Annotated in this window: 19 protein-coding genes and 1 pseudogene; 11 read left to right on the top strand and 9 right to left on the bottom strand. The window is 69.5% G+C overall.

The window, feature by feature from the left end; all coding sequences use genetic code 11:
- Nucleotides 1-87: 87 nt before the first annotated feature.
- Nucleotides 88-468, top strand: a complete 381-nt coding sequence (locus ACXIZN_RS22525; protein WP_457956705.1) for a hypothetical protein — start codon at nucleotides 88-90, stop codon at nucleotides 466-468.
- Nucleotides 469-543: 75 nt separating this feature from the next.
- Nucleotides 544-1464, top strand: a complete 921-nt coding sequence (locus ACXIZN_RS22520) for an anti-sigma factor RsbA family regulatory protein (protein WP_457956704.1) — start codon at nucleotides 544-546, stop codon at nucleotides 1462-1464.
- A gap of 2 nt (nucleotides 1465-1466) precedes the next feature.
- Here ACXIZN_RS22520 and ACXIZN_RS22515 read toward each other — a convergent pair whose 3' ends face one another.
- Both ACXIZN_RS22515 and ACXIZN_RS22510 read right to left on the bottom strand, forming a co-directional pair.
- Nucleotides 1467-2408: an alpha/beta hydrolase-fold protein gene (locus ACXIZN_RS22515; protein ID WP_126729764.1), complete on the bottom strand. Its 942-nt coding sequence runs from the start codon at nucleotides 2406-2408 to the stop codon at nucleotides 1467-1469.
- Between the two features lie 127 nt (nucleotides 2409-2535).
- On the bottom strand, nucleotides 2536-3234 hold the full coding sequence (locus ACXIZN_RS22510; protein WP_457956702.1) for a TetR/AcrR family transcriptional regulator: 699 nt from the start codon (nucleotides 3232-3234) through the stop codon (nucleotides 2536-2538).
- A 72-nt stretch (nucleotides 3235-3306) separates the two neighbouring features.
- Here ACXIZN_RS22510 and ACXIZN_RS22505 point away from each other — a divergent pair, with 72 nt between their 5' ends.
- The 3 genes from ACXIZN_RS22505 to ACXIZN_RS22495 all read left to right on the top strand — a co-directional run bounded on the left by ACXIZN_RS22505 (nucleotide 3307) and on the right by ACXIZN_RS22495 (nucleotide 7115).
- Entirely contained in the window at nucleotides 3307-4740 is a 1434-nt protein-coding gene (locus ACXIZN_RS22505; RefSeq protein ID WP_457956701.1) for a carotenoid oxygenase family protein, read from the top strand.
- A gap of 161 nt (nucleotides 4741-4901) precedes the next feature.
- Entirely contained in the window at nucleotides 4902-5666 is a 765-nt protein-coding gene (locus tag ACXIZN_RS22500) for an SDR family NAD(P)-dependent oxidoreductase (protein WP_457956699.1), read from the top strand.
- A gap of 48 nt (nucleotides 5667-5714) precedes the next feature.
- A complete protein-coding gene (locus ACXIZN_RS22495; RefSeq protein ID WP_457956697.1) occupies nucleotides 5715-7115 on the top strand; it encodes an LCP family protein in 1401 nt (466 codons plus the stop codon).
- A 3-nt stretch (nucleotides 7116-7118) separates the two neighbouring features.
- Here ACXIZN_RS22495 and ACXIZN_RS22490 read toward each other — a convergent pair whose 3' ends face one another.
- The 3 genes from ACXIZN_RS22490 to ACXIZN_RS22480 form a co-directional block, all read right to left on the bottom strand.
- Nucleotides 7119-8003 (bottom strand): hypothetical protein, encoded by an 885-nt coding sequence (locus ACXIZN_RS22490; protein WP_457956695.1) that lies wholly within the window; start codon nucleotides 8001-8003, stop codon nucleotides 7119-7121.
- Between the two features lie 80 nt (nucleotides 8004-8083).
- On the bottom strand, nucleotides 8084-10396 hold the full coding sequence (locus ACXIZN_RS22485; RefSeq protein ID WP_457956694.1) for an FdhF/YdeP family oxidoreductase: 2313 nt from the start codon (nucleotides 10394-10396) through the stop codon (nucleotides 8084-8086).
- A 43-nt stretch (nucleotides 10397-10439) separates the two neighbouring features.
- Entirely contained in the window at nucleotides 10440-10763 is a 324-nt protein-coding gene (locus ACXIZN_RS22480) for a hypothetical protein (protein ID WP_457956692.1), read from the bottom strand.
- 123 nt (nucleotides 10764-10886) lie between these two features.
- Here ACXIZN_RS22480 and ACXIZN_RS22475 point away from each other — a divergent pair, with 123 nt between their 5' ends.
- A complete protein-coding gene (locus ACXIZN_RS22475) occupies nucleotides 10887-13520 on the top strand; it encodes a valine--tRNA ligase (RefSeq protein WP_457956690.1) in 2634 nt (877 codons plus the stop codon).
- Between the two features lie 53 nt (nucleotides 13521-13573).
- Here ACXIZN_RS22475 and ACXIZN_RS22470 read toward each other — a convergent pair whose 3' ends face one another.
- Together ACXIZN_RS22470 and ACXIZN_RS22465 are read right to left on the bottom strand one after the other, a co-directional pair.
- Nucleotides 13574-14449, bottom strand: coding sequence for an SGNH/GDSL hydrolase family protein (locus tag ACXIZN_RS22470; protein WP_457956688.1), 876 nt, complete (start codon nucleotides 14447-14449; stop codon nucleotides 13574-13576).
- Nucleotides 14450-14556: 107 nt separating this feature from the next.
- Nucleotides 14557-15187: pseudogene (locus tag ACXIZN_RS22465) on the bottom strand (class I SAM-dependent methyltransferase).
- A 69-nt stretch (nucleotides 15188-15256) separates the two neighbouring features.
- Here ACXIZN_RS22465 and folC point away from each other — a divergent pair.
- Both folC and ACXIZN_RS22455 read left to right on the top strand, forming a co-directional pair.
- Nucleotides 15257-16933: a bifunctional tetrahydrofolate synthase/dihydrofolate synthase gene (gene folC / locus ACXIZN_RS22460; RefSeq protein ID WP_457956687.1), complete on the top strand. Its 1677-nt coding sequence runs from the start codon at nucleotides 15257-15259 to the stop codon at nucleotides 16931-16933.
- Nucleotides 16930-17328: a DUF4233 domain-containing protein gene (locus ACXIZN_RS22455; protein WP_125694671.1), complete on the top strand. Its 399-nt coding sequence runs from the start codon at nucleotides 16930-16932 to the stop codon at nucleotides 17326-17328. The genes folC and ACXIZN_RS22455 overlap by 4 nt, the downstream gene beginning before the upstream one ends.
- Nucleotides 17329-17512: 184 nt before the next feature.
- Here ACXIZN_RS22455 and ACXIZN_RS22450 read toward each other — a convergent pair whose 3' ends face one another.
- On the bottom strand, nucleotides 17513-19897 hold the full coding sequence (locus ACXIZN_RS22450; RefSeq protein ID WP_457956685.1) for a penicillin acylase family protein: 2385 nt from the start codon (nucleotides 19895-19897) through the stop codon (nucleotides 17513-17515).
- A 157-nt stretch (nucleotides 19898-20054) separates the two neighbouring features.
- Between ACXIZN_RS22450 and ACXIZN_RS22445 the strand changes: the two genes are divergently transcribed.
- Nucleotides 20055-21611 carry an alkaline phosphatase D family protein gene (locus ACXIZN_RS22445; RefSeq protein WP_457956683.1) on the top strand — a complete coding sequence of 519 codons (1557 nt, stop codon included), beginning with the start codon at nucleotides 20055-20057 and terminating at the stop codon, nucleotides 21609-21611.
- Here the strand turns inward: ACXIZN_RS22445 and ACXIZN_RS22440 are convergent.
- Nucleotides 21565-22458, bottom strand: a complete 894-nt coding sequence (locus tag ACXIZN_RS22440) for an NAD(P)-dependent oxidoreductase (RefSeq protein ID WP_457956682.1) — start codon at nucleotides 22456-22458, stop codon at nucleotides 21565-21567. The genes ACXIZN_RS22445 and ACXIZN_RS22440 overlap by 47 nt on opposite strands.
- 112 nt (nucleotides 22459-22570) lie before the next feature.
- Here ACXIZN_RS22440 and ACXIZN_RS22435 point away from each other — a divergent pair, with 112 nt between their 5' ends.
- Entirely contained in the window at nucleotides 22571-22918 is a 348-nt protein-coding gene (locus ACXIZN_RS22435; protein WP_192745848.1) for a winged helix-turn-helix transcriptional regulator, read from the top strand.
- 64 nt (nucleotides 22919-22982) lie between these two features.
- The gene (gene ndk / locus ACXIZN_RS22430) at nucleotides 22983-23393 is read left to right on the top strand and encodes a nucleoside-diphosphate kinase (protein ID WP_005158515.1); all 411 of its coding nucleotides are present in this window, start codon (nucleotides 22983-22985) and stop codon (nucleotides 23391-23393) included.
- Nucleotides 23394-23455: the final 62 nt, after the last annotated feature.

Below are 23455 nucleotides of genomic sequence, written 5' to 3'. Positions count from 1 at the left end.
CCGATGCCCCGGCCGGATCCCTCCGGCCGGGGCATCGGTTTCTCCGGCCCGGTCCGGCCGGTGACCGGACCGGGATAGGATGCGAGAGTGCCGCTGACTCCCACGAAGGACGAGAACGAGGCTCCCGAGCTGGCAGCCGCGAGTCCACGCGAGGTCAGGGGACTCGTCGAGCTCACCGAACGCATCGTCGTCGGGGCCTATCGCGGGCATCCGTGGATCCCGCGCGCGCTGACGATCGCGCTGGGCGTGCTGGTGGCGACCTGCCTGGTGGCAGGCGTCGTCCGGCTGTCGCCGCTACCGCTGATCCCGCTGCCGTTCTTCGCCGTTTCGGCGTACGCGCTCATCCGGATCAAGGGGGCGCGGAGCGCGGAGGCGAACCAGCCGCTCGTCGCCTGGACCGGCCTGTTCACCGGTGCGACGCTCGCCGGATTCTGGTTGATCTCGATGGCGGGGCGCTGGCTCGGCTGATCGCCCCGCACCCATTTCCGGATTTCCCTCCGTTAGCAGGGTTTCAGAATCCCCTGGACGGGGTAAGACGAGTCCGTGACAGTCACCGCTGGGCCCTTCTCCCACGTGGGCCTGCTCTACTCCGGTGACACCGAGTACTTGGACGGTACGATTCCGTACATCCTGGAGGGGTTGAAGCACGACGAGCCCGTGGCGGTGGCCGTGCCGAGCCGGAATCTGGCCCTGATCGAAGCGGCGTTGGGGGAGTCCGCCGCCGAGGTCGAGCTCATCGACATGAGCGAAGCCGGGCGGAATCCGGGCCGCATCCTCCCCGGTGTGCTGCTCGCGTTCGCGGACAACCGGCCTGGGCCGGTCCGGATCATCGGCGAGCCGATCTGGGCGGGCCGTTCGGCCGTCGAGTACCCGGCGTGCGCGCAGCACGAGGCACTGATCAACTTCGCCTTCGGCGACCGCGACCTCAGCATCCTGTGCCCGTACGACCGCACCCGGCTCGAAGACGACGTCCTCGCGGACGCGGAGCGGACCCACCCCACCCTTTCCGGCGCCGACGGGGATCGCCCGAGCCCGGGCTACGCACCCGACGCGGTCGTCGAGAAGTACAACCTGCCGCTGCCCGAGCCGCGGTCGGCCGACGCGTTCCGCTTCGACCTCGGCACGCTCGCCGCCGTGCGCCGGTTCGCGCAGGTCCGGGCCGAAGGGAGCGGGCTCGCCAGGGAACGGGTGGAGGATCTCGTGCTCGCCGTGGCGGAACTGTCCGCCAACAGCGTGCTGCACGGTTCCGGGCACGGTGTCGTGCGGGTCTGGCGCGAGGAGGGCCACGTGCTCTGCGAGGTCGTCGACGAAGGCACCTTGAGCGATCCGCTGGCGGGCCGTCGTCCCGCATTGCCGGGGCAACTTGGCGGACGTGGCCTGGTGCTGGTGAACCAGGTCGCCGATCTGGTCCGGCAGTACCTCAGACCGGGTTCGACCGTTACCAGGATCTACTTCCGCGTCTGAGCTCAGGCGTGCTTCGGGACGTGCTTGCCGAGGAACGCGATCAGGCTCGGCACGACCGTGCGGTTGAACGTGTCGCCGTGCTTGCCGCGCGCCGTGTGCGCGACCGTGGGTCGCGCTTCGGAGATGAACTTCCGCACCCCGCCGATGAACGGGTCTTCGGTCCCGCACCAGATACCGGTCGGCACGCTTTTGGTGACATGGATGTGGCGCAACGGATCCAGTGAACCCCAGTCGGCGGCGTCGCGGAACGCGCGCCGTTTGCTCATCTCGGCCCACGACGTGATCAGCGCGGGCGCGAGCGCCGCGACCGCGGCGGGCGGACGACGGCGTTCCAGGCGGCGCCGGGTGTACAGCAGCGCGCCGAAGCCGCCCATCGAAAGCCCCGTGGCGGCGAACGGCTGCCCGTCCCGGCCGCCGAGTCCGCGGGCGGCCAGCCAGCGGGGGACCTCTTCGAGCAGCATCGCCATCGGGTTGTCCCCGGGCTGGTTCTCGTGCCAGTAGTGGTCACCGCCGTCGACGGCGACGAACCCGAACGGCGGCACCGCCTTGCGGGCGACCTCGCTGCCGAGCTGCTTGAGCAGCCCGGTGGGAGCCGCGTGACGCGCGGTGCCGTGGAGGCCGTGCAGCATCAGCGACATCGGCAGGCCCTTGGGCGGGGCCTTGGTCGGCAGCATGAGCACGAGATCGACCTCGCGGCCGCGGGCTTCGGAGTAGACGCGTTCGACGCGGGGGCTGCCCAGCTGCGTGGCCGGCGTCGGCGACGCGACACCGAGCGCCCGCTGGAGCGCTTCGCTGAACGGCAGGGCCCCGGTGGCCGTTCCGGCGGCGAGCCCGGCGACTCCGAGACCGGAGGCGCCGGCGATCAGCACGGACCGACGGCTCAGCCACCGGCGGGCGCCGTCCACCCCCGGCAGCGTCGTGTGCCCCTGGTCGTCCTCGTTCACCGATCCCCGTTCCCGCTTCCCATTCCCCCGCGGTTTCTTTCCGGCCCGAGGGCTTCCACCAGGTCAGACGCGCGCTTCCGCTCGAAGGTTGCACGATTCACCGACCTGTGACCGGGGTATCGCCGGATCAGGTGCCGATGTTTCCCTCTTTCGCGCGCCACGCCTCGATCGAGACCCGCGCGGACCGCGTCGCCGCCTCGTAAGTGTCGCCGAGACCCACGCCGAGGGCGGTGGCCAGGGGAATCAGGATGTGGTCCACACCATTCTCGCCGTCGCCGAAATGCCCGGCGACCTCCAGCGTGATGTAGCCGTGCACGGCGCTCCAGAGCTGGGCGGCGACCTCGAATTCGGAGGTGGGACGGAACCGGCCGGCGTCGATCACCCGCTTCGCGGCGCGGACGAGGTAGCCGAAGGCCTCGACGCCCTCTTCGCTGGCGTTTTGGCGGGTCTCCTCCTTGGTCATGTCGCCCAGTGCCGCCTTTTGCCCGCTGGGCTGGCTCTGGCCGAAGGTCACCGCGTAGAGCTGCGGGTTGTCCACCACGGTCCGCCGGTAGGCCAGCGCCAGGGTGAGGATGTCGGCGACCGGGTCGCCGGTCTCCTCGACTTCGCCCAAATTCGCCGACAGCCGCCGAAAGCCCTCGCGCGCGACCTCGTTCACCAAGGCGCCCATCCCGCCGAAGTGGGTGTACACGGCCATGGTCGACGCACCGATCTCGGCCGCCAGTTTGCGGGCCTGGAGCGCCTCCGGGCCGCCGTCCGAGAGCAGCCGGATCGCCGCCTCGATCAGCTTGGCCTTGACCTCGGCGGCGGAGGGTTTCGATGCCATGCTTGCCAGTATCCCATAACCCTGTTATAAATGAGTGCATAACATCGTTATTCCGCCGGTAGGGGGCCAGTGATGGGCAACAAGTTCCTCGAGGGCAACTTCGCCCCGGTCAGCCGCGAGCACACGATCACCGAACTGAGCGTCACCGGGCACATCCCGGAGTACCTGGACGGCCGCTACCTGCGGAACGGGCCGAACCCGCTGTCCGAAGTGGACCCGGCGACCTATCACTGGTTCATGGGCGACGGCATGGTGCACGGCGTCCGGCTGCGGGACGGCCGCGCCGAGTGGTACCGCAACCGCTGGGTGCGCAACCCGCGGCTGTCCGCGCGTCTGGGCGAGAGATGGGAAGGCGGGACAACCGCGTCGCTGGGGGCCAACACGAACGTGATCGGCCACGCGGGCAAGACGCTCGCGCTGATCGAGGGCGGCGCCACCAGCTTCGAGCTGACCGACGAACTCGACACCGTCGACGCCTGCGACTTCGACGGCACGCTTCCCGGCGGCTACACCGCCCACCCGAAACGCGATCCGGAGACCGGTGAGCTGCACGCCGTGTCGTACTTCTTCGGCTCGGGCAACAAGGTCCAGTACTCGGTGATCGACGCGCGGGGCCGGGCGCGCCGCACGGTCGACGTCGAGGTCGCCGGTTCGCCGATGATGCACGACTTCTCCCTGACCGAGAAGCACGTCGTGTTCTACGACCTCCCGGTCGCCTTCGACAGCGACCAGGCGGCCGCCGCGTCCGTCCCGTCGATCCTGCGCACGCCCGCGCGGCTCGTGCTGTCCGCGCTGGTGGGCAAGGTGAAGGTGCCGGATCCCTTCGGGGCGAAGCTGCGCCAGCGGATCTCGGGCAACGCCGGCCTGCCGTACCGCTGGAACCCGAAGTATCCGGCGCGGATCGGGGTCATGCCGCGGGAGGGCGGCAACGGTGACGTCCGCTGGTTCGAGATCGAGCCGTGCTACGTCTTCCATCCGATGAACGCCTACGACGACGGCGACGACATCGTGCTGGACGTCGTCCGCCACCCGAAGATGTTCGACACCGAACTGCTCGGGCCCGCCGAGGGGCCGCCGACCCTGGACCGCTGGACGATCGACCTGAGTGCCGGCAAGGTCGTCGAGGAACGCCTCGACGACCAGGGGCAGGAGTTCCCGCGTGTCGACGAGCGTCTGGTGGGGCGGCGGCACCGCTTCGGCTACTCGGTGTCCACAAAGGACGGATCGGCGTCCTCGGGGTCGCTGCTCAAACACGACCTGTGGAACCGGTCGGTCGCTTCGCGGGAATTCGGCGCGGGCAGTCAGGTGGGGGAGTTCGTCTTCGTTCCGTCCTCTGTGGACGCCGGGGAGGACGAAGGTGTGCTGATGGGTTTCGTCTACGACGCCGCGACGCAGAAGAGCGATCTGACCATTTTGGACGCGGGGACGCTGGAGACCGTCGGCGCCGTGCATCTGCCGGACCGGGTGCCGAACGGCTTCCACGGCAACTGGGTGGCCGCCGAGTAGAGGGCTCTCGTTGAGTGGCGACGACGGTTCTAGCCAGGTTCTGGAGGTGGTGTCGCGAAAGCCACTTTCGGGACACCAGACGTCGCGAAAGTGGCTTTCGCGACATGTACTTCAAGCGGCGAGCAAAGGGCGGCGGAGACGTGGTCGGTCAAGTCTCGTGAGTGGTAAGGACGGTTAGAACCGTCCTTACCACTCNCCGGGGGGGGGCGCGGGGCCGGGCCCGCGCCCTCGCCCGCGCCTTCGCGGAAAAGGGCGACCGTGTCGCCGTCCACTACGCCTCGAAGCGGGAGGACGCCGAGCGGACCCTCGGCGAGCTGCCCGGTTCCGGGCACGGCCTGGTCCAGGGCGACCTCTCGGATCCCGAGGTGGCGCAGCGGGTCGCCGGCGAGGCCGAGGCGCTGGTGGGCGGTGTCGACGTCCTGGTGAACAACGCCGCCTTCGCGCCGTCCGCGTCGTCGGCCCATCCCGTCGCCGAAGTGTCCTATGAGGACTGGCAGCGGGTCTGGCGGCGGATGCTCGACGTCAACGTGCTCGGCACCGCGAACGTGACCTACTGCGTGGCCCGGCACATGATCGAGCGCGGCGTGCCCGGCCGCGTGGTCAACATCGGCTCGCGGGGCGCCTTCAAGGGCGAGCCCGAGTTCCCCGCGTACGGCGCGAGCAAGGCCGCGGTGCACTCGCTCGGGCAATCGCTCTCGGTCGCCCTCGGTCCGCACGGGATCGCCGTGACCACGGTGGCGCCCGGCTTCACCGCCACGGACCGGGTCGCGGCGAAGGTCGAAGGCGCGCGCGGCGAGAGCCCGTTCGGCCGGGTCGGCACGCCGGAGGAGGTCGCGGCCGCGGTGCTCTACCTCGCTTCCGCCGAGGCCGCGTGGGCGTCCGGCGCGATCCTCGATCTGAACGGCGCCTCGTATCTGCGGATGTGAACTGGATCACGAATGCAGCGCTGAAGGCTTTCCGCGCGTCTATGGAACGTGCACAAGCTGGGGAAGGTCCTGGTCGCCGCGCTGGCGGTGGCGGTGTTCGGCGGGACCGCGTACGGATACACGACGCTGGAGTCGCTCGAAGGCGTCACGCGTGAAGACGTGATCGAGGCGCCGGACCCGGGAGAGCAGCCCGCCGACGGCTCGCTGGACATCCTCCTGGTCGGCCGCGACGCGCGGACCGACAACCAGGACCGGCCGCTTCCGCCGGAGATCCTGCGCGAGCTGCGCGCCGGGGCGAACGGCGACGACCTGACCGACACCCTCATCGTGCTCCGCATCCCCAACGGGCAGCAGGCGGTGAAGGCGTTCTCGATCCCGCGGGACTCATGGGTCGCGCAGCCGGGCTCGAAGGACAAGAGCAAGATCAACGAGATCTTCGGCCGGACCAAGTTCGCCTCGGCGAATGAGCAGCGCGCGGCGGGCAAGACCGACAAGGCCGAGATCAACAAGCAGGCGATCACCGCCGCGCGGAAGGCGACCCTGAAGGCGGTCGAGGAGCTCAGCGGCGTCAAGATCGACCACTTCGCCGAGGTCAACCTGCTGAGCTTCTACGAGATCAGCAAGGCCGTCGGCGGGGTCGAGGTCTGCCTGAACAAGGCCACCAAGGACCGCGATTCGGGCGCGGACTTCCCGGCCGGGCGGCAGACGATCCAGGGGGCCGACGCGCTCGCCTTCGTCCGCCAGCGCAAGAACCTGCCCCGCAGTGACCTCGACCGCGTCCGCCGTCAGCAGGTGTTCCTCGCGGGACTGGCGCAGAAGGTGCTGTCCGGCGGGACCCTCGCCAACCCGGCGCGCGTGTCCGACTTGATCGACGCGGTGAAGCGTTCGGTGGTGCTCGACGGATCGTGGGACCTGCTCGACTTCGTCCGGCAGATGCGCGGGGTGTCCGGCGGCGGTATCGCGTTCGAGACGATCCCGGTGGTCAACCCCGACTACCGCTACGACCCCCGGCATCCGACCTGGACCGCCGTGCAGGTGGATCCCGCCCAGGTGCGCGCCTTCGCCGCCTCGCTGATCGGCGCGCAGCCCGCGACCCCGCAGGCTCCGGCCGGCCCCAAGGTCGACGTCGTCAACGCGAGCGGCAAGGACGGTCTCGCCGCCCGCGTCTCGGATCTCTTGGCGGAGAAGGGCTACGGCAAGGGCGACACGAAGGCCGAGGCCGGGCGGCGGACGTCGGTCGTCCGGTACAGCGACGCTGCCGGACCCGCGGCGGAGATCGCGAAACTGCTCGGCGGACTGGACGTCCAGAAAGCAGATTCGGTCGCCGCGGGCCAGGTCGAGGTCGTCCTCGGTCAGGTCTACAAAGGACCGGGCGTGTCCGCGGGCGGGGGAGCGCCCGCCCAGGGTGATCAGCCGATCACCCCGGACAGCGCCGGATGTATCGACTGATGCTCAGCCCGGCGGGACCTTGCCGTTCTTGGCCACCGGAAGGCCGAGCTGCACCGGTTCGGTGAGAACGACCTCTTCACTGGGAAGCCGCGTCAGCACCGGGTTCAGGTGGGTCAGCTTCAGCGAGACCGGGCCGACGACGCTGGGCGCGGTGCTGACGTCCGCCTTCGCCAGATCCAGCCACTGGACGGTGCCGAGCACCTCCGGCGGGATCTCGTCACCGCGTTTGGCCACCGGGACGCACAACTGCCGCGCGTTGCCGACCTTCACGTCCGTCTTCGGCCGGTCGGCCAGCACCGGGTTGAGCTGGCCCAGTGTCAGCGGGAACGGGATGGTGGGGATACCGAGGACGCGCAGGGCGTAGCACTCGAGGTCGATGTGCCGCACGAACGACAGGATCTCCGGCGGCGGCAGCGTCCCGTTCTTCGCGACGGGGACGCACAACTGCTCCGGCGACAACATCGTGACGTGTGCGTCCTGGATGCCGAGCTTCTGTACGACGGGGTTCAGCTGGCTCAGCGTCAGCGGGAAGTCCACCGCGCGGCCCTCGATCCGGTAGCAGGACAGATCCACCCAGCGGACGTAGTCGAGGATGCCCGGCGGCGGGATCGCGCCGTTCTTCGCGACCGGTACGCAAAGCTGCTGGCGTTCGCCCAGCTTGACCGTCTCGGACGGCAATTTCGCGAGGACGGGGTTGAGGTGCGCGAGGGTGAGCTCCACCGGCGGCGGTTTGTAGCCCTCGGTCCGGTAGCAGGACAGGTCGAGCTGGGAGACGAAGGGCAGCGGCGGCGGTGCGCCCGGAGCGGCGGTGGCCGCGCCGGGCAGTACCGCGACGAGCAGGAGCGAGGCCAGGGCGGCGAAGCAACGCAGAGCCGATCTTCGTGACATGGCAAGGCCTTTCCGCGAAGTGGGTCGGTCACTTCACGGTGGGCCCGGGCCGTCCCGCCCGACACCGCCGACCGGGCGGCCTAAGGTGCGGTCACCGGCTCCAACCGCACCACGATCGCCTTCGACACCGGCGTGTTCGACTTGTCGGCCACCGAATCCAGCGGCACCAACGCGTTCGCCTCGGGGAAATACGCCGCCGCGCAGCCCTTCGCCGTCGGATAGGAGACCACGCGGAACCGCGGGGCCCGGCGGTCGCCGTCCCGCCATTCCGAGACCAGGTCGACCATCGCGCCGTCGGTGAGCCCGAGCGAAACCAGGTCCTCGGGGTTCACCAGCACCACGCGCCGCGCGTCCTCGATCCCGCGGTAACGGTCGGAAAGGCCGTAGATGGTGGTGTTGTACTGGTCGTGGCTGCGCATCGTCTGCAGCAGCAGCCTGCCTTCGGGCACCTCGGGATACTCGAGTTCGGAGACGGTGAAGTTCGCCTTGCCGTTCGCGGTCCCGTTGAACTGCCGCGAATCACGCGGCGCGTGCGGCAGGACGAACCCGTCCGGCTCGCGCACCCGGGCGTTGTAGTCGTGGCAGCCAGGGACGACGCGGGCGATCCGGTCGCGGATGAGGTCGTAGTCGGCGTGGAAGTCCCGCCACGGCACGGCGTGCCCGGCGCCGAGCAGGGCCTCCGCGAGATGGCAGATGATGGCGACCTCGGACAGCAGGTGCTCACTGGCCGGCGCCAGCCTGCCGCGCGAGGTGTGCACCTGCGACATCGAGTCCTCGACGGTGACGAACTGCTCGCCGCCCGCCTGGACGTCGCGTTCCGTGCGGCCGAGGGTGGGCAGGATCAGCGCGGTCTTGCCGGGGACGACGTGCGACCGGTTGAGCTTCGTCGACACGTGCGCGGTCAACGAGCAGGACTTGAGCGCCTTTTCGGTCAGCTCCGTGTCCGGGGTGGCGGACGCGAAGTTGCCGCCGACGGCGAAGAAGACCTTGCCCTCGCCGTCCCGCATCGCGCGGATCGCGGCGACGGTGTCGTGCCCGTGGTCGCGCGGGACCTTGATGCCGAACTCGGCGTCGAGACTGTCCATAAAGGACTCCGGCATCTTCTCCCAGATGCCCATCGTCCGGTCGCCCTGGACGTTGGAATGCCCGCGAACCGGGCACAGACCCGCGCCCGGTTCGCCGATCATGCCGCGCACCAGCGCCAGATTCGCGATCTCGGAGATCGTCTGCACGGCGTGCTTGTGCTGGGTCAGGCCCATCGCCCAGCAGTAGATGGTCCGCTTCGACGTCGCGATCATCCGCGCGAGCCGCTCGATCTGCTCCCGCGGCAGGCCGGTCGCGGCGCCGACCTCGGTCCAGTCGATCTCCCGCAGATGCTTCGCGTAGTCCTCGAAGCCCTCGGTGGACGACTCGACGAACGCGCGGTCGACGATCGTGCCGGGAGTCTCCTGCTCCCATTTCAGCAGCAGATGACCGATCGCCTGGAACAGCGCGAGGTCGCCGCCGAGCCGGATCTGCGCGAACTCGTCGGCCAGCGGGGTGCCCTTGCCGACCACACCGCGGACGTTCTGCGGGTTCTTGAACCGCATCAGACCGGCTTCGGGCAGCGGGTTGACCGCCATGATCTTGGCGCCGTTGCCCTTGGCCTCCTCCAGCGCGGACAGCATGCGCGGGTGGTTGGTGCCCGGGTTCTGGCCGACCACCACGATCAGGTCCGCCTTGTGGATGTCGGCGAGCGACACCGACCCCTTGCCGATCCCGGTCGTGGCCGCGAGCGCCGCGCCGGAGGACTCGTGGCACATGTTGGAGCAGTCGGGGAGGTTGTTGGTGCCGAAGGAGCGCACGAGCAGCTGGTAGAGGAACGCGGCCTCGTTGCTGGTGCGGCCGGAGGTGTAGAAGATCGCCTCGTTCGGGTCGCTCAGTGCCCGCAGTTCGTCCGCGACCAGCGTGAACGCGTCGTCCCAGGAGATCGGCTCGTAGTGCGAAGCCCCTTCGCGCAGCACGAACGGCTCGGTGATGCGGCCCTGCTGGCCGAGCCAGTAGTCCGTCTTGTCCGCCAGCTCGTGGATGGAGTGCGCGGCGAAGAACTCACGGCCGACGCGACGCTTCGTCGCTTCCTCGGCGACGGCTTTCGCGCCGTTCTCGCAGAACTCCGCGAGCTTGCGGTGCTCACCGTCGACCTCGCGCGGCTCCGGCCAGGCGCACCCGGGGCAGTCGAAGCCGTCGCGCTGGTTCAGCAGGCGCAGCGTCTTCACAGTGCGCGCGGTGCCCATCTGTTCCATGCCGCGCTTCAGGGAGACGGCGACCCCGGGGATCCCGGCCGCCCAGCTCTTCGGTTTCCCGACTTCGAGCTGTGTCTCGTCAACGTCGTTCGCGGGTGCTTCGCGGGTCATGACCCCATCGTGCGCCTTGCCGCTCCGGCGCGCGACCGAGGGGTCAGGCGTCGGTGACGATCCGGGCGATCTGCGTTTCGTCGAGCGGGAACCAGGGTGTCTCGTTGACGCCGCGTTCCTGCACCGCGTTCACCGTCACCGCGGCCACGACCAGCACGATCAGGCCGACGATCGCCGCGACGCCGGGCCAGCGGCTCGACCCCGGCGCGTGGTAGCCGCCACCGGAGGCCGCCGCCTTGCGTTGCCTGCGGCGCTTCTTCTTGAGCTCCTTCTTCGCACCGAGCCAGGCGTCCAGCTCGGCGTGCTTCTGCCAGTTCGGGTCGACCAGGTCCGGGTGGGTCTCGATCCGCCGGTCTTCTTCGTCCATCTGACTCGTGTCCCCCGGTTGGTCGTGATCCGTCGCCGAATTCCACCGGCCACCTTACCCGGACCATCGCGGCGTTACGGCCGGTGAGGAACTCGATGGAGAGGGTTCGTAGACTTGTCAACTGTGACCGAGAACGCCCAGCCGCAGCAGACCGACCTTCCGGGTACCTGGAACCCGGCCGACGAAGAAGCCTCGCTCTACCAGCGTTGGGTAGACGCCGGCTACTTCACGGCCGACCCCACGTCGGACAAGCCGCCGTTCACGGTAGTCATCCCGCCCCCGAACGTGACCGGTTCGCTGCACATCGGGCACGCGTTCGAGCACACCCTGATCGACGCCATCACCCGCTACCACCGCATGCTCGGCGACGAGACGCTGTACCTGCCGGGCATGGACCACGCGAGCATCGCGGTCCACGCGCTGGTCGAGAAGCAGCTCCGCGCCGAGGGCACCAGCCGCCGCGAGCTCGGCCGTGAGGCCTTCGTGGAGCGCGTCTGGCAGTGGAAGAACGAGCACGGCGGCAAGATCCTCGCCCAGATGAAGCGCCTCGGAGAGGGCGTCGACTGGACCCGTGAGCGGTTCACCATGGACGACGGCCTGTCCAAGGCCGTCAACACGATCTTCAAGAAGCTCTACGACGACGGCCTCATCTACCGCGCCGAGCGGCTGGTCAACTGGTCGCCGGAGCTGCGGTCGGTGCTGTCCGACGCCGAGGTGAAGCACGAAGAGGTCGAGGGCGAGCTCGTCTCGATGCGCTACGGCGACGGCGAGAACGCGATCGTCGTGGCCACCACCCGGATGGAGACGATGCTCGGCGACACCGCCGTCGCGGTCCACCCGGACGACGAGCGCTACACCCACCTCATCGGCACCGAGGTCGAGCTTCCGCTGACCGGGCGCAAGATCCCGATCGTCGCGGACAAGCACGTCGACCCGGAGTTCGGCACCGGTGCGGTCAAGGTGACCCCCGCGCACGACCCGAACGACTTCGAGATCGGCCAGCGGCACGACCTGCCGATGATCACGATCATGGACGAGCAGGGCCGGATCGACGGCACCGGCACCGAATTCGACGGCATGGACCGCTTCGAAGCCCGTGTCGCGGTGCGGGAGAAGCTGCGCGAGCAGGGCCGCATCGTCGCGGAGAAGCGCCCGTACCTGCACAGCGTCGGGCACTCCGAGCGGTCCAAGGAGCCGATCGAGCCGCGGCTTTCGCTGCAGTGGTTCGTCAAGGTCGGCCCGCTCGCGAAGGCCGCCGGCGACGCGGTGCGCGACGGCCGGGTGAACGTCCACCCGGCGGAGATGGAGAAGCGCTACTTCGACTGGGTCGACAACCTGCACGACTGGTGCATCTCGCGTCAGCTGTGGTGGGGCCACCGCATCCCGGTCTGGTACGGCCCGAACGACGAGGTCGTCTGCGTCGGACCGGACGAGGAGCCGCCTTCAGGTGAGGGCTGGACCCAGGACCCGGATGTCCTCGACACCTGGTTCTCGTCGGGCCTGTGGCCGTTCTCCACCCTCGGCTGGCCGGAGAAGACCCCGGACCTGAACAAGTTCTATCCGACGTCGGTGCTGGTCACCGGCTACGACATCCTGTTCTTCTGGGTCGTGCGGATGATGATGTTCGGCCTCTACGCCACCGGCGAGGCGCCGTTCAAGACCATCGCGCTGCACGGCATGGTCCGCGACCAGTTCGGCAAGAAGATGTCGAAGACCGCGGGCAACGGTGTCGACCCCATCGAGTGGATGGACAAGTACGGCACGGACGCGCTGCGCTTCACCCTCACGCGGGGTGCCAACCCGGGCACCGACGTGCCGATCGGCGAAGAGTGGGTCGCGGGCTCCCGGAACTTCACCACGAAGCTCTGGAACGCCACCAAGTTCGCGATGATGAACGGCGCGGACGCGAACTCGCCGCTGCCCCCGGCCGCCGAGCTCACCGAGGCCGACCGCTGGATCCTCGGCAGGCTCGGCAACGTCGTCGACGAGGTCACCGGTTACCTGGCGGACTACCAGTTCGCGAAGGCCACCGACACGCTCTACCAGTTCACCTGGACCGAGCTGTGCGACTGGTACCTGGAGCTGTCGAAGGTCCAGGTCTTCCAGGGTGACGAGGCCCGCGTGACGGCGACGCGCGCGGTGCTGGGGCACCTGTTCGACACGGTGCTGAAGCTGCTGCACCCGTTCATCCCGTTCATCACCGAGAAGCTGTGGACGGCGCTGACCGGCCGCGAGTCGCTGGTGGTCGCCCCGTGGCCGGTGGCCGATGCCTCGTACGCCGACCCTGTGGCGGACAAGCGGATCGCGGACGTGCAGAAACTCGTCACCGAGGTCCGCCGGTTCCGCGCGGATCAGGGCCTCAAGCCCAGCCAGAAGGTGGCCGCGCGGCTATCCGGCGAAGGATTCGCCGAGATCACCGGGCATGACGAGCCGATCCGCGCGCTGGTCCGGCTCACCCAGCCCGAGGACGGCTTCGCGCCGAGCGCGTCGCTCGAGGTCGGTCTGTCGGCCGGTGTCGTCACCGTCGAGCTGGACCTGTCCGGCACCATCGACGTCGCCGCCGAGCGCAAGCGCCTGCAGAAGGACCTCGGCGCGGCGGAGAAGGAACTGGCGCAGGCCGAGGCCAAACTCGGCAACCAGGCCTTCATCGACAAGGCGCCGGAGCCGGTGATCGGCAAGATCCGGGCCCGCAAGGAGACCGCGGTCGCCGACATCGAGCGCATCAACGCCCGATTGGCGACGCTTCCCGCCTCCTGACGAACGCTGTGAACGGGCCGTTCCTTTCGCAAGGAACGGCCCGTTCATTGCATTCAGCGAAGGTGTCGGAGGACCACCCCGGCCACGCCCGCCATCCCGGTGCGATACGGGTGGTAGGCCGCGGCGGCGAGCAGCTTCGTGTGCTGTCCGTTGATCCAGGCGGCGCCGTTCTTCGCGCAGGCGTCGTGCCCGGCCGAGGGACCGAAGGTGTCCACGAAGGTCGATTTGCCATCGGCGGCGACGGCCTTCTCGATCGCCGAGTTCAACGCCTTCTCGACATCGTTGAGCCATGCGTAGTCGCCCTCGGCGAACGGCAGGATCTTCGGGCAGTAGCCGCGTTCCGGCGCGATCCGCGGGTAGCCGACGACGAGCACGTCGGCGCGCGGCGAGCGGGCGTGGATCCCGGCCAGCACCTTCTCGACGTTCTTGCCGGTGTCGGCGATCTTGGCCTTGATGGTGTCGACGCCGCCGACGGTGAACCGGTCCTGGCACGGGTTCCCGGTGGGGTCGCTCGCGCGCAGTGACGGGCAGGTGCCGACCAGCGTGCCGAAGACGCCGTAGTCGTTGCCGCCTATCCCGACCGTGACCAGGTCGGTGTTCGCGCGCAGGGCGCTGAACTGGGGCGGGTTGCTGCCGAGGGTGACGCTCTGCCGCTGCGTCATGTTGGTGGTGTCGGCGCCGCCGCAGCTGATGTCGGTGAAGGAACGGACCCGCAGCGCCGCGGCGAGGATCGACGGATAGTTCTGCGTCGACTTGCCGCAGAAGAGCGGGTCGAGGCGGGGGAGCGGGATGAGCGGCCCGGAGGTGTAGGAATCACCCAGCGCGACGTAGTTCCGGTAGGGCCGCGTGGTGGCGGTGGCCGCCGTGGCGGAGGCGATCAGCAGGACGACGGTCGAGACGGCCGCGAACAGGACACGTCTGTAGCGCATGAGGACCCCGATCTCCGGACTGGATGGCCTCTCAAAAATGAACCGGATCCGCTCCTGTCGGCGCCGCCGATCGGGTGGTCGGGCGCCGGTTTCACCCGCTTGGGGTGTCACATCGGGTGATCGTCTTCCGGCCGCCGGTAGATGAGGAGATACCGGAAGAAGAGCAGGTTCCGGACCTCGCTCCCCGGCAACAGCCTGGCCGCGTCGCGCCGGATCCGGTTCATCGGCGGGTAGGTCTCCACGATCGGCGCCTTCGGCAGCGGATCGGCCCCGCCGTTGAGCCGGTCGGCCGCGTACACGACCACTCTGGCCACGGCGTTGACCGGGGGAGGCCACGATGGCACGCGCGTAGTCGGCGAACGTGCTGGGCTTGCCGAGGCCGAGCACGGCCAGCACACCGCCTGGGACCAGCGCGTCACGCAGCTTCGTGACCGTGTCGAACGGCACATGGTGGAGCGACGCGAGGCAGGAGATGAAGTCGTAGGCCTCCTCCGGCAGCTTTTCCGTGACGACGTCGGCCTGCCGGTACGAGATCGTGCCCGGCCCCGGCGAACCGGCGGCGCGGGCGAGCTCGATCATCGGGCCGGACCGGTCGATCGCCTCGACGTGCATCCCGGTCGCCGCGAGCCGCCGCGCGAACCGCCCGCCGCCGCAGCCCACGTCCAGCGCCACGCCGGGACCGGGAGGCAGCTGGTCGAGCAGGAGCGGGTGGTAGTGGTCGTTGTGGTTGAACCCCATGCGTCGAGAGTGCCAGGAAAGCCGCACGTAGACTCGGTCCGACAGGTAGCAAGGGTAAGAGGAGAGTTCGTGCCGCGAGGTGACGGCCGGGATTCCGAAGATTTCAGGGAATCCCCGGACCTGGCAGATCTGGACAGTTTCGCCGGTGTCGACGAATTGGGGGCCCGCGCCCACGATCCGTCCGACGACACCGACCCGGATCTGGACGCACCCGACGCCGCGTACCAGGCGGGCGGCGGTTCACGGGGCGGTATCGGCGGGATCGGGCAGCTGGGGGACAACCTCGCGCTCGGCCCCGTGCCGGACCTTGTCGCCCCCGAGGACGTGGAGCTGCACGAACTGGACGACCAGGGCGACGAGTTCGCCCCGGCCGACCCGAACGGGCAGCAGGCGCGCCGCGAACTGCTCGCCGTCGAGGCCGAGCTGAACCAGCGCTGGCCCGAGACCAAGATCGAGCCGTCCCTCGCCCGGATCGCGGCCCTGGTCAACCTCATGGGTGAACCGCACCGCGGCTACCCGGTGCTGCACGTCGCCGGGACCAACGGCAAGGGCTCGACCACCCGGATGATCGATGCGCTGCTGACCCGGATGGGCCTGCGTGTCGGCCGGTACACGAGCCCGCACCTGCAGCTGGTCACCGAGCGGATCGCGCTCGACGGCGCCCCCATCTCCGCCGCCGCGTACGTCGATCTGTATCGCGACGTCGCGCCGTACGTGACCATGGTGGACAACGCGGGCGGGCCCGACGCGGTGCCGATGAGCAAGTTCGAGGTGCTCACCGGGATGGCGTTCGCGGCCTTCGCCGACGCGCCCGTCGAAGCCGCGGTCATCGAGACCGGGCTCGGCGGCTCCTGGGACGCCACCAACGTCGTCGACGGCGAAGTCGCCGTCATCACCCCGATCGGCGTCGACCACGTCGAGTACTTCGGCGGCTCTCCGGCCAAGGCCGCGGTGGAGAAGGCCGGGATCATCAAACCCGGCAGCGTCGCGGTCATCGCCGAGCAAGAGCCCGAAGTGCAGAAGATCCTGCTGGAACGCGCCGTCGAGGTCGACGCGAGCGTCGCCCGCGCCGGCAGCGAGTTCGGCGTGCTGGAGCGCGAGGTCGCCGTCGGCGGGCAGATGCTCAAACTGCAGGGCCTCGGCGGGGTGTACGACGAGATCTTCCTGCCGCTGCACGGCGCGCACCAGGCCGCCAACGCCGCGCTCGCCCTGGCCGCCGTCGAAGCGTTCTTCGGGGCGGGCAAGGACAAGCAACTGGTCATCGAGGCCGTCCGGGAGGCCTTCGCCGAGGTCGAGACGCCCGGCAGGCTGGAGCGCGTCCGCGCCGCGCCGACCGTGCTGCTCGACGCCGCCCACAACCCGCACGGCGCCAAGGCGCTCGCGACCACCGTCGCCGAGGAGTTCGCCTTCCGCCGTCTCGTCGCCGTGGTCGGCGTGATGGCGGAGAAGGACGCCCGCGGCATCCTGGACGCCCTCGAACCGGTGGTGTCCGAGATCGTCGTCACCAAGAACTCGTCCCCGCGCGCGATGCCGCTCGACGAGCTCAACGACATCGCCATCTCGATCTTCGGCGAAGACCGGGTCGTGGCCGAGCCCAGCCTGGACGCCGCGATCGAGACCGCCATCGGCCTCGTCGAGCAGAACGACGACCCCGAGGAGCCGCTGGCGGGCGGCGGCGTGCTGGTCACCGGCTCGGTCGTCACCGCGGGCGAGGCCAGGACCCTGTTCGGTAAGGAGCCGGCGTGACCGACGAAACCCCGAAGCCGCCCGCCAAGGACCCGATGAAGTCCTTCCGCGGCGTGATGGCGGGCTCGCTGATCATGGAGGGCATCACCGTCGCGCTCGCGCTGCCGGTGGTGGCGAAACTCGGCGGCGGTGTCGGCTCGTTCACCGGCTGGTCGGTGATCGTCATCGCGGTCGCGCTGATCGTGCTGTGCGGTTTCCTGAAGAAGCCGTGGGCGGTGCCCGCGGTGCTCGTCCTGCAGGTCGCGTTGATCGCCTTCTTCGTCGCGCTGCCCGCCGTCGCGATCCTCGGGGTGATCTTCCTCGGGATCTGGCTGTGGCTGCTGTGGCTGCGCCGCGATGTGGCGCGGCGGATGGCGGCCGGGACACTCCCCAGCCAGCAACAGCAACCTCAGTAGGTTCTCCGGGCCCCCAGGGCAACGGCGTAACTCGCGTGATCGAAGGCGTATCTCACGTGATCAGAGGCGTAACTCACGTGTCTGGAGACCGCACTCGAGTGTGCGGGGTCCGATCACGCGAGTTACGCCTCCAAGCACGCGAGTTACGTCTTTAAGCACGCGAGTTACGTCTCCGATCACGCGCCTAGCGCAGCCTCACCACCCGAAGCTCCGGCGACCTCGCGATGTCCGCGGCGCAGAAGCGTCCCCGCACCCAGCCGCCCCGCGAGTACAGCCGCGTTTGGTCGGCGAAATGCGGTGACGTGACGTCGGTCGACTGCGAGTACGTCACGATCGTCGAGACGTCCGGGCAGGCGGCCTTGCCGCTGAACCCGACCACCTGTACGTAGCTGGATCCGTGCCCGACCTCGTGGTTGCCCTTGGCCGGATCCCACTGCGCCGTGATCACGTTGAGCACGCCCAGGTCGCCCGGCCCGCCGTGGATCGGGATCGTCTGCCCGGCCCTGGTCACCGTCTGGTGGTCGCCGAGCCTGCCGTCGACCGGGATGCCGTTGGCACGGAACTCCGTGAGCGTGTCACCGAAGGCCTTCTGCACGTCGGGATTCCCGGTCGCGAGGGTGTTCGGCGTGGTGACCGGCTGGTTCGGGTCGAACGGGACCTGCCAGATGCCCCGCAGCCCGCCGATCCGGTCCACGAACCGCTCGAAGAACAGCGCGCCGCGGCTTTCGAGCCGGAACGTGTGGTCCCAGGAGGCCAATGTCGCGCAGGCGTTGCCGACGGGCACCGGCCCCGACGAGGACGGAGCCTGGCCGCCGGGGAAGGCCGCACACATCTTCGCCGTGTCGGCGGCCGCGAGCTCGGCCGTGCGGCTTCGGTCGCGGTACAGCATGTCCTTCATCGACGACGGCGTGAATCCCTTGCCCGCCAAGCCCTCTTCGGTGGCGATCAGCGCTTCCCGCGTCCGGTCCGACCGCTGGGTGCCGGTCGAGCCGACGATCCGGGGGAGCGGCGCGATCGGTGCGCGGGCGTTGGAGAGCCAGGCGCTGTCGTTGGCGTTGAGTTCGTAGTCGCGTCGCTGCTGCAGCGGCAGCCGGGACGGCGCGAACAGGCCCGGTTCCAGGGAACCCGGGTCGGAACCCCAGTCGCACGACGACTTCGAACCGTCCAAAATGGAGAGTCCCGTGCCGGGGAAGAGCGCGCGGCCCAGCGGGGTCCCGCAGTCCGCGGCCCGCTCGTCGGTGACGTGCGGGACGACCTGGATGTCGCTGTACAGCGCGTTCCCCGCCCTGTCCGTGGCGATGGTGTTGACCCACGGGACGCCTTGGGTGCGCGCGAGCGCGTTGGCCACGTCCGTGGTGCCGCGTGCTCCGGCCAGTTCGAACCAGGTGTTGAGGCCGCGCAGGTTGCCGGCGTTCCCGTCGCGCAGCGCGTGCGCGGATTTCGTGGTCCACGGCGTGGGCACGCCGAACGCCGAACCGAGCACCTGGCCGTACCGTGTCCCGTAGAAGGTGCGGGCGACTTGCCGCCGCTCCCCGCTCGGTTCGCGGACCTCGACCTTCACCTCCTGCGCGGTCATCTTCTCCGGTTTTCCGTCGACCAGGTACGTCGTCGGGTCGCCGGGTGCCAGCGGTACTTCGAAGAGGCCGAACGTGATCGCCGTCGACACCGTATGCGTCCAGGCGACGTCGGCGTTGTGGCCGATCTGCGGGATCGGGAGCCCCAGCAGGCTTCCGCCCGCGACGTCGAACCGGCCGGGAATGGTCAGCTGCGACTGCCAGAACCGGCGCCCGCCCTGCCACGGATAGTGCGGGTTCCCGAGCAACAGGCCGCCGCCGGACTTCGTCCCGTCTCCGCCGACGGCGATGCCGTTGCTGCCGAGTTCGCCGGTCTTCATGGTCTTCCGGAGCCCGTCTGCGATTTTCGGCGCCGACTCCGGCCCCGCGGCGGGGACGTCCTTTGTGGACGGAGGCTGGGTCCGGATGAGGTCGGAGGCGAGCAAGCCCTGCCCGGCGACCGACGTGACGGCGTAGAAATGCCGGTAGAAGTCGAGTTCGGTGATCGGCCGGACCCAGTCCGCGCCGCGGCACACCGGATCGGTGATGCGCTGGACGCCGGTCTGCTTCAGGTACGCGTTGTAGCCCGCGACGTAACCGGACGCCAGCTCCCGGACCTCGGTCCGCGGGCCGTGCGGCGCGGGCCGGGCGAGCAGCCGCTCGACCACGCCCGAGTCGTTGATCCGCTGGAAGTACAGATCGCTGTCGAGGTTGTTCTCCGCCTCGCTCATCGCCGGGTTGCCCTGGCCGCCCGCGCCGAGGTACGCGGACCGCCGCGCGGACACGGTCAGATAGGTGTTCGCGAGTTCGCAGATGTTGTCCTTGGCCGCGGCGAACCCGTAGCCGTAGCCGAGCCCGTCGAAGTCCTTCGCCGCGATATGCGGGATGCCGTACTCGGTGTACCGGATCACCGCCCGCGACCGGCCGAGCTCGTCCGCCGACGAGACGCCCGTCGTAACGCTCGACACCGCCAAGGCCGCCGTGAGCAGCACGAGACCGCGCTGGAATCTTCGCATCTTCCCCCATCCGGATCGACCATCCCCGTGATCGAAAGTACCGGCGCCGACACGGGGAGGCATCGACCGAACGGTTGAGCCGGCTACCGCCCGTTCGTTCATCACCAGGTCAACCGCAGTTGGCCCACCGGCCGTGACCGCGGGATAGAACCGCGCCATGACCGCAACCCACCACAACCGCCGCACCCTGCTCAAAGCCGGTCTCACCGGCGCCGGAGCGGTCGCGGGCGGACTGCTCCTCCCCGGAACCGCGACCGCGAACGCCGTCCCGCTCCTCCGCCGCGACCGCCCGGTGCTCACCCACGGTGTCCAGTCCGGCGACGTCACCACCGGTTCCGGCATCGTCTGGTCGCGCGCCGACCGGCCGTCGCGGCTGATCGTGGAGGTTTCCCGGGATCCGTCGTTCCGGCACGCGCGCGTCGTGCGCGGCCCGGTGATGAGCCCGGAGACCGGCGGCACCGGCAAGGTCCGCGTCGCCGGCCTCATGCCGGGGACCGAGGTCCACTACCGCGTCACCGCCGAAGACCTCGACGGCGGCACCCGCAGCGAGGCCGTCACCGGCCGCTTCGCCACCGCCCCGGTCGGCCGCTCGGACGTCCGGCTGCTGTGGTCCGGCGACGTCGCCGGGCAGAACTGGGGCATCAACCCCGAACGCGGCGGCATGACCATCTACCGCGCGATGGCCGACCGCCGTCCCGATCTGTTCCTCCACTGTGGAGACACGGTCTACGCCGACGGGCCGCTCACCGAGACCGTCGCGCTGCCCGGCGGGCGCGTGTGGCGCAACATCGTCACCCCGGAGAAGGCGAAGGTCGCCGAGACGCTCGACGAGTACCGCGGCCAGTTCGCCTACAACCTCCTCGACGAGAACCTCAAGCGCTTCACCGCGAACGTGCCCGCCTATGTCCAGTGGGACGACCACGAAGTCGTGAACAACTGGTACCCGGGTGAGATCCTCGACGACCGCCCCGAATACACCGAAAAGCGCGTGGACGTGCTCGCCGCCCGCGCGTTCCAGGCGTTCCACGAATGGCACCCGATCGACCGCCGCCAGGCCGTCGACGGCCGCGTGTACCGCAACTTCCGGCACGGTTCCCGCGCCGAGATCTTCGTGCTGGACATGCGGACCTACAAGGACGCCAACACCTCGGACCAGACCAAGCCGGGTCATGTCCTCGGCGACCGTCAGGCCCGCTGGCTCGTCGACGCGCTCGACCGCAGCACCGCGACCTGGAAGATCGTCCAGGCCGACCTTCCGATCGGTCTCACCGTCCCGGACGGCAAGGCCATCGAGGGCGTCGCCAACGGCCTGCCCGGCGCGCCCGGCGGCCGCGAGACCGAACTCGCCTGGGTGCTGCGGGAGATCTCGCGGCGCCGGGTGCGCAACGTCGTCTGGCTGACCGCCGACGTGCACTACACCGCGGCGCACCACTACTCGCCGGATCGCGCGTCGTTCACCGATTTCGACCCGTTCTGGGAGTTCGTCTCCGGCCCGCTCAACGCCGGCGCGTTCGGCCCGAACACCCTCGACCCGACCTTCGGGCCGGAAGCGGTGTTCGTGCACGCCCCGCCCGCCGCGAACACCTCGCCCGCCGACGGTTTCCAGCACTTCGGCGAGGTGAACATCGACGGACGGAGCGGCGCGCTCACGGTCGACCTGAGGGACGCTACGGGCGCTTCGCTGTGGTCGAAGACCCTGCGGCCCCAACGCTGAGCAGTTCGGTCAGGACCGAGATGCTGCGATCGCCGTACCCGGCCTCGACGGCCCGCCGCACGAGGTCGTGCATCGGCCGCTGCCACGCGACGTCGACGCCTTCCTCGGCCAGCCCGAGGTCGGCGGCGGCGCCGGCGTGGAAGATGTCCACCGAGGACGCGGGATCCGAGTAGTCGCCGCTGTCGATTTCCTTGGTGAACACCGGAAGCACCGAGATGATCATCTCGAACCACTTGGTGGCGTAGGGCAAGAGCGTCTCGGCCGCGAGCTCGCGCGACCGCAGCGCGGCGGCACCCTGGAAGAACCCGACCAGCGCGGGCAACAGGGTGCCGCCGACGGCAGTTTCGTACAACGCCGCCAGATCGGTCTCCTCGCCGAGATGGACGGTGTCGCCGCCGAGCACCCGCAACGTCTCCAGGTGCTCGTCGAAAACGCTCTTGTCGCCGCCGTAGTACAGCAGCGTGTCCGGCGCTCCCACGGCCGACGGCACGTTCTTGATCGCCCCGTCGAGGTATCGCGCGCCGTGCTCTATCGCCCATTCGGCCATCCGGCGCGCCTCCGCCGGTGAGCCGCTGTTCAAGGTCACCAAAGCGCGTCCGGCCAGGGAAGCGGGTTCCAGGGCCGCGCGCGTGTCTTCGTAGGTGGTCAGGCAGGCGATGGTCAACGGGCTCGCCCGCACCGCGTCCCCGGCCGTCGCGGCCAGGATCGCTCCCCGCGCGACCAGCGGCTCGGCCTTCGAGGCCGTCCTGTTCCACACGGTGGTCGGATGCCCGGCCGCCAGGAAGGCGTCCGCCAGGGCCGAACCCATCGAACCGAGGCCCACGACGGTCACCGGCGTCTTCGGCATTTTTCGCTCCAGTCCAAGGAAATCTTCGGGATGACTCCATGCTGGGCGGTCGCGTACATTCGATCAAGTACCTACTATTTCGCCAGGTACTGACAAAAAGGTATGTGAAGCGATGACCAAGAACCGGACGTTCACCTGCGGCCTCGACGCCGCGATAGCCGTCATGGGCGGCAAATGGAAAGGGCTCATCCTGTTCGCACTCCAGGACGGGCCGCTGCGTTTCGGGGAACTGCGGCGCGCGGTGCCGGGCATCAGCGAGCGGGTGCTGATCCTGCAACTGCGCGAGATGGAGACCACCGGCCTGCTGCATCGCGAGGTGTACCACCAGGTTCCGCCGAAGGTGGAGTACTCGCTGACCGAATTCGGGGATTCCCTGAACACCGCGATGGCCGCGCTCGGGGAGTGGGGCGAGGAGCACCTCGAACGGATCGAGGCCATTCCCTGGTCCGAAGTGAAGTGAGCGGCGAAGCACCCAGTAGGCTCCGGGCGAATAGCACGAATCCCACCCAAGGAGTAATACCGCCGTGACTGAACGCACGCTGGTCCTCGTCAAGCCCGATGGCGTCGCGCGCGGCCTCGTCGGCGAGGTCATCGCTCGCATCGAGCGCAAGGGCCTGAAGCTCGCCGCCCTCGAACTGCGCACCGTCGAGCGCTCGGTCGCCGAGGAGCACTACGCCGAGCACAAGGAGCGCCCGTTCTTCGGCGACCTCCTCGAGTTCATCACCTCGGGCCCGCTGGTCGCGATCGCCGTCGAGGGCCCGCGCGCCATCGCCGCGTTCCGTCAGCTCGCCGGCGGCACCGACCCGGTCGAGAAGGCCACCCCGGGCACCCTGCGCGGCGACTTCGCGCTGGAGACCCAGTACAACCTGGTGCACGGTTCGGACTCGCCGGAGTCGGCCGAGCGCGAGCTCAAGCTCTGGTTCCCCGAGGTCTGACAGAATCGTGGGGGGGGGGGGGGGGGCGCCCCCGCCCCCCCCCCCGGGGGCCCCCGGGGCGG

It is taken from the genome of Amycolatopsis sp. TRM77291, assembly GCF_054166285.1.
Note: the sequence above shows the minus strand (reverse complement) of the source record. Positions and strands in the feature narration are given on the sequence as shown.